The organism is Ruegeria sp. G10 (assembly GCF_056533645.1).
In genome coordinates, this window is the sequence record NZ_JBQFOQ010000002.1 from 16,955 (window position 1) to 29,236 (window position 12,282).

Annotated in this window: 10 protein-coding genes and 1 tRNA gene; 3 read left to right on the forward strand and 8 right to left on the reverse strand. The window is 58.6% G+C overall.

The annotated features are described in order from the left end of the window. Positions 1-51: 51 nt before the first annotated feature. The 7 genes from ACR0KM_RS03900 to ACR0KM_RS03930 all read right to left on the reverse strand — a co-directional run bounded on the left by ACR0KM_RS03900 (position 52) and on the right by ACR0KM_RS03930 (position 9,011). Positions 52-1,338, reverse strand: a complete 1,287-nt coding sequence (locus tag ACR0KM_RS03900; RefSeq protein ID WP_480857688.1) for a dynamin family protein — start codon at positions 1,336-1,338, stop codon at positions 52-54. Continuing rightward, the gene (locus tag ACR0KM_RS03905; RefSeq protein WP_480820937.1) at positions 1,335-3,374 is read right to left on the reverse strand and encodes a dynamin family protein; all 2,040 of its coding nucleotides are present in this window, start codon (positions 3,372-3,374) and stop codon (positions 1,335-1,337) included. Before ACR0KM_RS03905 ends, ACR0KM_RS03900 begins: the two co-directional genes overlap by 4 nt. Before the next feature lie 70 nt (positions 3,375-3,444). Then, positions 3,445-4,293, reverse strand: coding sequence for a hypothetical protein (locus ACR0KM_RS03910; RefSeq protein ID WP_480857689.1), 849 nt, complete (start codon positions 4,291-4,293; stop codon positions 3,445-3,447). A gap of 23 nt (positions 4,294-4,316) precedes the next feature. After that, positions 4,317-4,718: a hypothetical protein gene (locus ACR0KM_RS03915; RefSeq protein ID WP_480820933.1), complete on the reverse strand. Its 402-nt coding sequence runs from the start codon at positions 4,716-4,718 to the stop codon at positions 4,317-4,319. A 38-nt stretch (positions 4,719-4,756) separates the two neighbouring features. Further along, positions 4,757-6,364 carry a dynamin family protein gene (locus ACR0KM_RS03920; protein ID WP_480857691.1) on the reverse strand — a complete coding sequence of 536 codons (1,608 nt, stop codon included), beginning with the start codon at positions 6,362-6,364 and terminating at the stop codon, positions 4,757-4,759. A gap of 8 nt (positions 6,365-6,372) precedes the next feature. Beyond that, positions 6,373-8,373, reverse strand: coding sequence for a dynamin family protein (locus tag ACR0KM_RS03925; protein WP_480857693.1), 2,001 nt, complete (start codon positions 8,371-8,373; stop codon positions 6,373-6,375). 2 nt (positions 8,374-8,375) lie between these two features. Continuing rightward, on the reverse strand, positions 8,376-9,011 hold the full coding sequence (locus tag ACR0KM_RS03930; RefSeq protein WP_480820927.1) for a hypothetical protein: 636 nt from the start codon (positions 9,009-9,011) through the stop codon (positions 8,376-8,378). Positions 9,012-9,549: 538 nt separating this feature from the next. On the opposite strand from ACR0KM_RS03930, the gene ACR0KM_RS03935 reads away from it, so the two are divergent. Continuing rightward, positions 9,550-9,634 (forward strand) — tRNA-Leu (locus ACR0KM_RS03935). A 13-nt stretch (positions 9,635-9,647) separates the two neighbouring features. On the opposite strand, the gene ACR0KM_RS03940 is transcribed toward ACR0KM_RS03935, so the two are convergent. Beyond that, on the reverse strand, positions 9,648-10,265 hold the full coding sequence (locus tag ACR0KM_RS03940; RefSeq protein WP_480820925.1) for a TetR/AcrR family transcriptional regulator: 618 nt from the start codon (positions 10,263-10,265) through the stop codon (positions 9,648-9,650). 149 nt (positions 10,266-10,414) lie between these two features. On the opposite strand from ACR0KM_RS03940, the gene ACR0KM_RS03945 reads away from it, so the two are divergent. Further along, entirely contained in the window at positions 10,415-11,344 is a 930-nt protein-coding gene (locus ACR0KM_RS03945) for an AEC family transporter (RefSeq protein ID WP_480857695.1), read from the forward strand. A gap of 103 nt (positions 11,345-11,447) precedes the next feature. After that, on the forward strand, positions 11,448-12,281 hold the full coding sequence (gene fghA, locus ACR0KM_RS03950; RefSeq protein ID WP_480857697.1) for an S-formylglutathione hydrolase: 834 nt from the start codon (positions 11,448-11,450) through the stop codon (positions 12,279-12,281). The last annotated feature ends 1 nt before the right edge of the window (position 12,282 follow it).

Genomic DNA, 12,282 nt, shown 5'->3' on the forward strand with positions numbered 1-12,282 from the left:
TTCTCGCCGCCTCGAATCGCTGCATTGCGGCTCAATTTTAGCGGGTAAGGCTCAGGTGCCCGTTCTGGGCGGAGCTGACGCGACCGTGCTTCCGGCCCAGGCGAGGTTGTCGCTGAGTTGTGCGAGGATGCTGATGGCGTCCTTCAGAGGCGCATCGCCGCTTTCGAACTGAAGCAGCAACAGCAAGTCTGTGGCCTTCTCGAATTCTGCCGGAATCCAGTCGGCGTCGGGGTCAATCTCCTGACCTGACTCGAGCCGTTCGGCGAAATCCTCGACGATCTCCTGACAGCTTTGCAGGAATGCGGCTGGTTCGATCTCCGAGCTTTCGCGGAGGTCGTCATAAATGCTGGCAATCGCCGCAAGCCAGTCTTCGAGGATCGGGTTATCCAGCGGGGGCAGGGCGGATTCCAGACTGTTGTGAACTGCCTGACTGTCCGTATTCGAGGCGTCGGTTGCGTCACCGCCCAATTCTTCCAGATAAGGCAGAAACTCCTGCGCCAGGTCCTTGCGCGCGGCTTCCAGGTCGTGCTGGCGATGGTCTGAGGCGATCTGAAGCACCTGCTCGGCCAGGGTCTGACCGCCACAGCTTTCCCAGAGTTCAAAATCAGGCTCAGGTTCCTGTTCCATGGCACGCACGGCCACGGGCGTTCCGATGGGCACGACCGTGCGGAACAGGCCCTCTTTTTCCTTATTCAGGCGACCAAGAACCCGATCCAGGGCGTCACGCACTGGCGGCAGGTCGGCATGGGTGACGGCCAGCAGGCTGTTGTCACGCAGCTTTTGCGGGACTTTCGACCACAGATGCCGCTCGGTCTCGCGCCAGGCATTGGTACCATTGGTGCACCAAATCGCGCAGTCGACATATTCCAGCAAGTTCAACGTCTGCTCATATGACTCGTCGAGAGACCCTGCGCCGGGCAGGTCAAACAACGAGATTTCCTGCAGGGCAGGGGTGTTCAGCCCGACCGAGATAAAATCGGGATTGTCGGCCGCCGCTTTTTCAAGCGCGATGCCGGAATAGACCTTGGGTTCCTTGTCCCACCAGCCGACGGTGGTTTCGGGCGCATCGGCATAAGCCACGATGACCAGAGGCAGCTTTAGGTGCTGTGGGCCGGTGGGCAGGATATCGGCGCCCGCCAGCATGTTGGCGAGGCTGGATTTGCCCGCACCAAACTCCCCGGCGAACCCGATTGACACCGCGTTCGACAACCGCTCGGCATGGGCCAGAGCGCGGGCGCGCATCTCGTCCAAGTCCGCTGATGCGGGTTGCTTTTCGGTGACGGTCAAAAAGCGCTCCAGCTGGCGCACTTCCTGCTCGGTTCCGGGGAATTCAATCATTCTGCAGCCTCTGCCTGTCGCGTATCTGCCGATGCGGTACCCTGCACCGACCCCAGCTCATCCGTGATGCGGCGCGCCTGATCCACTGCGCGCTGCGCTTCGGCGCGGGCATTGGTGCCGCCACCGGTTCGATGTTCCAGATGCCCGGCCAGTAGCGCCAGATAGTGATCCAAAACGGTTTGCAACCGTTCTGTCAGATCACTGCGGGCAGTGTCCACCAGATCATCGCCGATCATCTCAAATTCCTGCACGATCATCCGCTCGGCCCGGTTCAGAACACTGCGGCGCGAGATCAGACGCGACAACCAAGTGACGCGCAGCTCAACCGTGATGCCACGGGTCAGGGCGGTCGTGTCGGGGCGGAACCAGCGCACCGCGCTTGTGTTCATGCGGTTATCCACCGGTTCTTGCCAGCCGGGCAGGGCGCGGAGGGCGGCGTTGCTTTGCATATCGATAGCATAAAGCTCGCTCAGCATGCGCTGGCGCACGACTTGAGTTGCGCCCTGCACGAGTTCGCGCATCCGTTCGCGCAGGGGGGTAAAGTTCAGCTCGGTATCGCCGTTCTTGGCTAGCAGCGGCGATTGCCCGTCCGGGCCGCGTACTACGATCGACACCGCTTCGGACACCGTGTCGTCCATCACGCCGCGCAAGTTGGCCAGTACGTCGTCCATATCTTTGGTGATCGCCTCGGTCTTGTCGGCGACCAGCGCGCGCAGCTCAGCCAGTGTTTGATTGTTTTCATCGGCATCTGCGGCGTCTGGTTCAACCTGCGCTTCGATCGCCCGCAAATGGGCGGTGCTGCGCTCAAGCTCACCCTGCGCAAAGCTGTTGAGGTGCTGCCATGCCATATGCAATTGCTCGTGCCTTGGACCCTCGGTCAGCGCCTTGGTGACGTGACGGCGCAGATCGGGCAGACCCGAGGCGATCATCGCAGCAAAGCGCAACACGCCTTCACGGCTGATCGGGCCGGGGCCTTGCTTGATCTCTTCGACGCCGGACAGGTATTGCTGCATCTGTTCGGGATGGGCGCGCAGCCAGGCCAGAATCTCGTCGTGATCGATGCCGGTTTCGTCCCCGGTCAGGGCGTAATGCGCCCATTGGGCACTGCCCATCAGCACATCGATATCCGCATTGCCAAGGGCCTGTTCCAGCCCGTCCATCACATCAGCACGCACCTTCGAGGCATCTTCGGCCCCGCCGCCCAACTCGTCCACGCGGTTGATGAAAACCACGATCTGCCCCAGCTCCAGCGCCTGCATCAGACGGAACAGCTTCAGGTCCGCTCGCGACAGGGCCTGATGCGCGGACAGGACAACCACGAAGAAATCGGATTCCTTGAGGTACTGGCGCGAGATCTCTTCGCGGATCAGCAGCGGGTCATTGACGCCGGGCGTGTCGGTGACGGTGATCGGATACGGAAAATGGCCGATGTCAAAATAGACCTCGGCCTTGCGGGTGATATCGCTGTACAGACCCCGGTCTGAACCGGGATCGTGCTGACCTTCTTCGGTGGGATCATCCCCGGCGCAGACATAGCGCGCCAGATCGTCCGTCGTCAGCTCATCCAGATCGTGATGCTGGCCCAGCAGGTGCTTATAGCTTTCACCCAAACGCAGTTTGGCGCGGGTTTTCATCGCCTCGACCTGTTCCTCGATCATCTCACGCTTATAGCTGTCCTCTTCATCAGGGAACATGTTGCGCAACTCTTCGCCCTCGGCGATCAGCGCCTGCCATTGGCGGTTGTCAAAGAAATGGAACTCGGCCCCCGAGGTGCGGCCCGAGGGGTGGCCGAAATGCATGTCGGTGATGACGGTGGTCCAGGGGTTTACGTCCGAAGGCAGATACTCTGCCTGACCAGTGAAGCCATTGATCAGGCGCGATTTCCCGGCCTTGATTTGCCCGACAAAGGCGATCGAGGGCTTCAGATTCGACAGGTCGTCGACAATCCGCGAGATGAACTGACGGGTTTCGTCGTTGCTCATCTCGTTCATGTCTTCTGCGATGCGAATAAGCTCGCGGCGGTTCAGTTCACTCATAAGATTTACCCTGGTAACTCGTATTTTAGATTTAGTTTTACAAAATGGACACTATTGGGCGGGATCGCGGTCATTCGACGGCGGGTTTCAAGGACTTCCACAGGTTGACGACAGCCCCCAGTTTGCGAGCGTCATGGAGCGCGGCGGCGGTTTGTTGGCCATCGGTAACAACGGCAAGTCCCGCTCCCTGACCCCCCGAAGGCCGCATGACGATCAGCTGAGGCGACGACAGCGCGTCGGCCCCATCGGTCTGCCAACCTGCCAGATCACGGGCGAAACGAGCCAACAGCTCGGGACCGGGATGGGCGGGCTGATCCGGGGCGCAGAGGCCGTCAAATACGGTGTCCTTGTCAGAGCCCATCAGTACACGCCCCAGAGCGAACCGATCAGAACCCGCGTAGAACTGGGTGGCAATGCTGGCATTGCTCGCTGGCTCGGCCTCGGTCTCCGGTTCAGCGTCCGGCACGATCGACATAAGCGGTTCATCCGGTAGGTCGATCCGGGCACAAGCGGCTTTTATTTCGGAATAGGTGATGCCGACATCATCGGCCTCAAGCGCCGCATCGGGGCGCAGCGAGACGAGTTCAAGCGGTCCCGCGGCGGTTGCGATTTCTGTTACCAGCCGCGCCAGCTGCTCGGTCAGGTCTTCGCGGGCTTCGGTCTCGAAATCCGGCACCGGCCCCGTGGCGCAGCGGAACACATCGGTGATGCGGGAACTGTTGACCTCAATCGCCAATACCGCGCCATCTGCGGCGGTGAATTCTAGCCGCCGCGGCAGGATTGTGCCCCGGATCGTGTCCAGCACCTGACCCCGGCGCAACTGAGCACTGTCGCCCGCAAGGTAGGTGGCCGGAGACAGCCTGGCCACCGATGAGCGCCCGATATCTTCGAGCATCTCAAGAATTTCACTGTCCATCATGCCGTGACCCCCTCTGGTCCCGTCTAAACCGCCGCCGCCACCGGCCCAAGGCTGAGATGTGATTTCGTTAACGCAAGCCCGACATTTGCGCTGTCGCGGCAGATATAGCACACCACGTGATCAGGGTATTCCCGGGTCCTGAGGAAGATGTGTAGACGATCATTGGAAAACACCGCGATTTCCCCAAATCCAGGGTGTTCCGTGTCGTCAATCTGCGCGGCGCGCAAAAGATCCTCGAACCCTTTGACGCCGCGCCCCTGAAACAGGTTCGCCACGGCCAGCGCCAGATGATCCAGCGCATCCGCAATGTCAGAGTCCGATGCGTGGGTGCCCAACAGCATCCCGGTCTCCATATCAAGATACCCGGCTGCTACGCAGTCGGGTATGGTCTCGATGGCCGAGGACAGAGCAGCGTCAATCGACATGACGTCGCCTGCCTGTGCAAATCGCCCTCATCTGCAGGTCAAACAGCATGCCATTCCGCTCCGCCAGTGGTGCCGGGTTCGGGAACCGCGCGCGGCATCTCTTTGTCAATGCGGGCACTGTGTTCGCGGGCGATCTCGTCAAACTCGGTCAGGAAGGCGGCAAATGCGCTTTGCAGACCTTTTGCATCGTCGGGCAAGGACTCGGTTGCAACGATTTCATTCCACATCGCGAACGCACTGAGTGGTTCGGACGCCTCCGGTGCATCCTCGATGTCCTCATCCGCGTTCATCGAAACCACCTGAACGGGGGCCAGAGCGTTCGATTCCGGTTCCGGCTCATAATCCTCGGCTTCGGCTTTGGATTGTTCAGACAGCAGCGCGGTGATCGACGAGACCGAGGATTCGATACCCGAGGGTCGCGTGTCTTCGTCGGTTGCTTGCGCAGTCTCATCTTCCTGCGCCACAGCGTCGGATGCGTCGGATTCCGGGCCAAGAACGATCAGCTCTGCCTCGTCTTCATCCTCCTCGTCATCGTCCATAAAGTCGAATTCGTCCACATCGGTGACCGGGTTCGCCAGCAGGTTGAGGTCCAGCAATTCCTCTTCCTTATCGGCGAAAAGGGCGCGCAGGTCTTCGTCGGCGGGTTCCGCCTCGGCTTCCATTTCGGCGCGCAACCGTTCGGCTTCACCGGCATCGATCCGGGGCCGCTCGGTCTCATCTGTCCGGCGTTCGACACGGGCCGGGCGCACTGGGAAGTTGGTGACCACATCGCCAGTCTCAGAGGAAGTCTCGACCGGATCGACCAGTTTCAGCGGCGTGTCTTCGTCAGTTTGGGCGGGGCGCATCGGTGCCACTTTCGTCGCATCTGACAGGGTTTTGTCGATCTGATAGCGCGCCAGCATGTCGGCACGGTTGTCCATGATCTGTTCGGTGATCTCAAGAAAACTGTCGACCATTTTGCCGCCACCGCTGCGCGCCCAAAGCTCGGCATCGCCGGTTTTGTCCCGCGCCAGAATGGCATCTCGGGCGGAGAACAGGATGGTCCGGTTAAACAGATGCCCGGCTTCGCGGTTGACACGGCGCAGCACCTTCTGGCGGTCTTTCTGATTCAGGGCATCTGCGCGGGTGACCAGCAGCAACGATTTGTGCTGCAGACGTTCAGGCAGCGATACCCAGGTGGCACGCTCGGTCTCGCGCCAGGCCTGCGTCGAATGTGTGCACCACAGAACGCCATTGGCCTGACCGACGGCGCGTTGCCACACATCGGTCGAGATCTTCGGGTCCGAGATGCCGGGCGTATCGATCAGGTCGACAGCCTCTAGAATGTCAGCCTCAAGGAAAATCCGCACGAACTGCGCATCGTTGACGCCGACCTGTTCAAGCTGATCCAGCTCGATCGTCTGCGTGCTGCCATCATGGCGCTTTATGTAAGCAGGCCGGTTGCCCCAGCTAAACCAGATCGGCGGCAATTGCGTGGCAGTGACCTGCGTCGGCAGGGCCTGCTTACGCAGAAGAAAGTTCATCAGTGTCGATTTACCTGCACTGAATTCTCCCATAAGCGCAAACACGGGTTTGCGGCGGGACCACTGCTCGATGCGGTTCCAGGCTTTGGGAGAGACGAAGCGGGTTGTTGAATCTTTTACCATAACTCTTCTTATGCTGCTTCGTTACTAAGGTCTTTCAGGATGTCGCCCAATATATCGTCACGCGACTTTTGCGGCTTCTGCTCGGCCACTTGCGCTGCCGCCCTTTCCGGCGATTGCGAGATGCTGAGCAGTGTGTCTTTCTGCTCAGTCATGAAGTCACTCAGGACGGCGCGGACATTTTCCAGAACGGCTGCGATCTGGTTTTCCTCAATATCCTTGGTGATCGAGTTCGCCTCGGACGCAATCAGACGAGTGTAGTCTGCGGCATAGGCTTCAAACCCCTTGCGTTTTTGCCACCACCGGCGCCACCAAGTGCTTTGCAGATCCAGCGCTATGGTGCGGCCGATACCCAGCGGTGGTGGGACACGCGGCACAATCGGGGCTTCGATGTTGAACTCGCCCAGATGGTTGCCTAGCAGCTTCTGATATAGTGCCTCGACATCTGCTGCCGCAGCGGAATAGAGCGCGCTGGCATCCTTGCGCATTGCACGGGCAAAGCTGAAGTAAGCCGCTTTCTGCAACGTGCGCAGGCCTGCAGGGTCGTATTGCCATGTGCCCTGCTCGCCATTCTGTTCCAAATGCACGATCAGCGAATCCGTGGCGCGTTTGACAAAGTTGGTCTCGGCCGAAGCCAGCCGTTCCAGCACCTTGTCGCGCAGCTTGGTTGTCAGGTCCGAAACCTTCTTTTCATACTCAGCCGACACCGTCGCGATCGCCTCTTCCGGCGAAACACCATCCAGATCGCGCACAATACCATCCGTGTTCGACAGCGTTTTGGCCACGGCGGTCGCCCTGATCTGGCTGGCGATGTTGCGCGCCCGGTGGCGCACACGGTCCAGCAGTCGGGTCCCTGCCCCCTCGGCAATGCGTTCGTTCATCGCCAGCAACAAATCCGGCAGCCCCGATAGCGCCCAGATCTTGTCCAGCGACGCCGCCTGATCGCCGAAACCTGCGGCCAGATAGAAGGTGTTCAGCGCGTCGCGCGATTCCTCGGTCAGGATATCGGGATTGCCGGTCAACGCGGCCTCGGCCCATAGTGCGCTGCCGAAAACGATGCTGGTGTTGGTGTCGATGTTGTTCTGTTTCAGCGTGTCCTGAATACGGTCACGGATTTCGGGAACCTGCGTGACCGGATCGGAGAGCTCGTCAATGCGATTGACAAACAGGATGATCTGCCGGTTCTCGAACTGCGCAATGATCCGCATGAGCGCCATATCCATCGTGGTCAGTGCCTGACTTGCGGCCAACACCACCACACAAACCTCGGACCCGCGCAGACTGCGCAGTGTGATCTGCTCACGCACCATGAAGGTATCGTTCACACCGGGCGTATCGCAGAGTTTCAGCGAAATCGGATACTGCGGAATATCCATGAACAGCTCGGCCGATTTTGTGACGTCTGCAAAACGGCCCGTCTTGGGATTGATATCCGGATCATCTTCATCGCCGAGGCAGACATAGCGCTGGATCAGTTCATCGTCGAAATAATCATACTGGTGGCTCTGCCCCAGAATCAGGTCGAAATGTTTGCCCAGCCGGTCCTCGGATTTGGCCTTCATTTCCCCGATCTGTCGACGGATGTCGTCCATCTCGTCATCGGCACCGGCACGATTGGCAAGCTCGCCCAGACGACCACCGCCAACCATCAGATTGTCCCATTCTTCCTGTTCGAAGAAGGTGAATTTCGACCGGGTGTCGCCCTCGGTCCGGGTATTGATGTTCAGCGTGGTCACCACGGATGTCCACGGGTTCACATCCGAAGGAAGCAGATTGGGCCGCCCCGCCAGTATATTCACGATCGAGGATTTCCCGGCTTTCACCTGCCCCACCAGCGTGACACTGGCGGTGAAGTTCTCCATCTTTGTTTTCAGCGTTGCCAGCCGTGCCGAGGAGCGCGCATCCGCCACCTCTGTCAATTGGTCGATCTGCGTCGTCAACGAGGTCATCGCTTCTGTCATCTCTGACAGGGCCTCGTTTCCTACAGACAGAAGGTGGTCATTGCGCGCCATTATCAGCCTCCGGTGCCAGTTGCGGCGATCTGGTCCCCTGCCCCGTCAGGCAGGCTAGCCAGCGTGTCGATACGCGCGATCAGATCCAGCGCATTGCCGAGGATTGCAGCCTCGGTCCGAGGCGAGATGGACTCATAAGCCAGAGAATCAGCCAGAATTTCGATCGAGCGAAAGCCTTCGCCGTTTTCCAGGCACGCGACGCGGCGCCCGGTCGGGAAGTCTTGTGATTTGTGGGCAGGCAACGGCATGCGGGCATTGGCCAACAGGTAGCGGTTGCCTGAGTGGGTGCGCAGAGCGATCCCGAATCCCGTGCCAGGATGCTGACGGTTCAGGGTTTTCAGCTCACCAATGAAACTTTCGCGTGCAAGACCGACGACGTCTTGCTCGGAGGCAGCGGTATTGATCTGGTTGGTCACGACAGAGACCCTTGTACTGGAGTTGAGCAGAAACTCGTACGATGCCAGATGGCAAAAAAGACTCATTAACTCCTGCGTCTCATCAATCATGATCACCGCGGTGTTATTTTGACGCGAATAAGACTTTTTGGCGTTTGAAATGTGGCGTAAATATGATCCAAGCCCACGGAAATGCCTCAACCAATGCGGGTATTTTGCGGTCATTTCAACAAATGCGAACACGCGGGTGGGTCATTCAAGCTGGAAATCCGGATTGAAGTATAGTTTTGACGCGCAATCGGAAGTAATCGTAATATGTTGTAATATTTAGAATAATTTTATCTGTCTTCAGCGCAATTGGGTAAGCACTTGAGCGCAGCGATGTGGAGATGGCGACTGGGCGTTAAACGGTTCGATGATCAACTCGTTTCTCCAGAATTATGGTATTCTACCTAAGATAGTAATCAATATTGCACCAAAAAGGCGTTCTGTTGCGGTTTCGGAAACCGAAATCCTGTCATGTGGCGTCTAAGGATTCAATGGTGCTCCTCTCAGGCATACGGTGTTGCGCTACAAAAACGCCAAGAGAGATTTCGCGACGCTGACAGATATCCTGTGTTCGCAAGTGCCGCGATGATGATTTGGTTTGTGCGAAGGCCGTCGACCCCGTCGGCGTTCCTCGCGCGGTCTCACAATCTTTGAGTCTGACAGATTTTACCTCTCGCCCTCCCCCAAAAGCTTTGCTATTGAGCGCGTCATTGCGGTGCTGTGTCACCGGATTGCGGGTGTGGCGAAATTGGTAGACGCACCAGATTTAGGTTCTGGCGCCGCAAGGCGTGGGGGTTCAAGTCCCTCCACCCGCACCACGAATTTCCACTGTCAGACGCCGTAGCGCGCCATAAACATGTCGACTGCCTGCAGGGCGACCTCATCGATTTCGCTCTGCGCAAAACTGTTTTGAATACCAAAGGCGGCCTTGCCCCAAAGGCGCACTTTACACAGCTCCGAAAATTGCTCGGCCGCGATATTGACGTCTTCGATCGCCAACTCACCTTTGGTGACGGCCTTGGTCAGATACTCGGCCATCTTGCGTTGACCATTCTGCGGTCCAGCCTCGTAAAAGGCATTGCCGAGATCGGGAAACCTGTCGCGTTCCGCAACGCAGATGCGGAACACCTGCTGCGCAAATTCCGAGACGAGAAACGCTGTCAGTTGCGTCGCAGCGATGAGCAACACTTCACGCGCCGGTTTGGTCTCGTCGATCATTGCGATGACCCGCTCGGACATCAGACGGCATTCGGTTTGCACCACTTCAGTGAACAAAAGCCGTTTGTCGGGGAAATAGCTGTATAGCGTCGCCTTGGACACGCCTGCCGCGCGCGCGATGTCATCAACGCTTGCACCTTCGAACCCGTCCGCCATGAACACCTCTCGGGCCCCGCGCAAAACTTGGTCGAATTTCCGGCCGGTGCGCAGGATGGTGGCGGCTTGGGTCATGGTGGCTCCTGATTTGGTTATTCTGCAACAGTATAAACCGGTCGGTTCAGTTTCAATGTTTTTCGCGGGGATAGCGGTTTTATCACGGATTACTCGGCTCGCCGGTCAAGCGCCCTTGCGACAGAAGAAAACCATGCTACCACTTCCGCATGGTCGAGATTTTCCTGCGTACCCTTCCCTTTTTTGCGATTATCGGCCTGGGCTTTTGGGCGGGTCGCAGTCGGTTCTTTCCCGCAGAAGCGACCGCATATCTGACCAAATTCGTTTTCTTCTTTGCCCTGTCGGCTATGCTGTTTCGCTTTGCGGCCACCCTGCCCTTTGCCGAGATCTTCGATGGACGCCTCGTCATTGGTTATCTTTTGGGTACTTTGGGGGTTTATGCGCTGGCTACGTTGGTGGCCTATCTGAGGGGATTGGATATTCCCACCGCGGCGGTCGAAGCGCAATGTGCGGCTATCGGAAACGTCGGATTTCTGGGCCTGCCGATGCTGGCGCTTCTATTCTCCGAGGCGGCAATTGGCCCGGTAATGCTGGTGCTGACAGTCGATCTCGTGGTCTTCTCCTCGTTGATTGTGATCCTGATCAACGGGGGCCGAGAGGGGCGCATAAGCCTTGGCACCATCCGCCTGATCGGTCGCGGCCTTCTTAAAAACCCTATGATCCTCTCGATCTCGGCCGGATTGATCTGGTCGGCGCTCCGCGTGCCTATGCCTGCGCCATTGAACGACTTTCTGACCATTCTGGGCGGTGCGGCCACGCCGGGCGCTTTGTTTGCGATTGGCGCCTCGCTGGCCGACAAATCCGCCGAGCGGATACACATTGCAGGGTGGTTGAGTTTTTGCAAACTGGGTCTTCATCCTCTCTTTGTAGCGATCATGCTCATCTGGTTGATTCCCATCGCACCGTTTCCGGCGATGGTGGCGATCGCGGCGGCGTCGCTGCCGGTTGCCGGAAATGTCTATATGCTGGCCGCGCATTACGGTGTAGCGCCGCAGCGGGCCTCGGCGGCGATCCTTTTGTCCACACTTGCCAGCATTGTGACCGTGCCGTTCGTGATCGGCTGGATCAGCACCTTCTGATCTTCACCTTTTCGAAAAATACTCCCGCCGGAGGCACCCGGACTTTACGCCAGCGCCTTGGACCGTTAGCCATGGCGCAGACATAACGCGAGGAAACAACCTGATGGAAACCCTTTCGGAAAACGCCTGTTTCGGTGGTGTGCAGGGCGTGTATCGCCATGCCTCCTCGGCCTGCAAATGCGACATGACATTTGGTCTGTTTCTTCCGTCCGAGGCCAAGGATGGTCCGGTTCCTGTGCTGTGGTATCTTTCGGGGCTGACCTGTACGCATGAAAACGCGATGACCAAGGCTGGCGCGCAGGGTTGGGCTGCGGAACAGGGCATTGCGCTGGTGTTCCCTGATACCTCTCCACGGGGTGAAGGCGTTGCCGATCACGAGGATTACGATCTGGGTCAGGGCGCAGGCTTCTACGTCAATGCCACCCAGACCCCTTGGGCACCCCATTTCAATATGTGGGACTATATCGCCGATGAGCTTCCCGCGCTACTGACCGAGACCTTCGCGATTGACCCCGACCGTCAAGCCATCACAGGTCATTCGATGGGCGGTCACGGCGCATTGACGCTGGCGATGAACCTGCCGGGACGGTTCCGGTCGGTATCGGCCTTTGCTCCGATCTCGAACCCTACGGGTGCAGATTGGGGGCGCAAGCAGCTCAGCGCCTATCTGGGTGATGATGAGGCGGCATGGGTCAAGCATGATGCCTCGATCATGATGCGCAGCACCGGGTTTGACGGCCCGATCCTGATCGACACTGGTGCGGATGATCAGTTCATGGACCTGCTACGCCCAGAGGCTCTGGCGCAGGCGATTGCCGAACGTCGTCAGCAGGCCACCTATCGCCTTCAGCCCGGCTATGATCATTCATATTATTTCGTATCCACCTTCATGGAGGATCACGTCACATTCCACGCCGAGGCGCTGTACGGAGACTGAG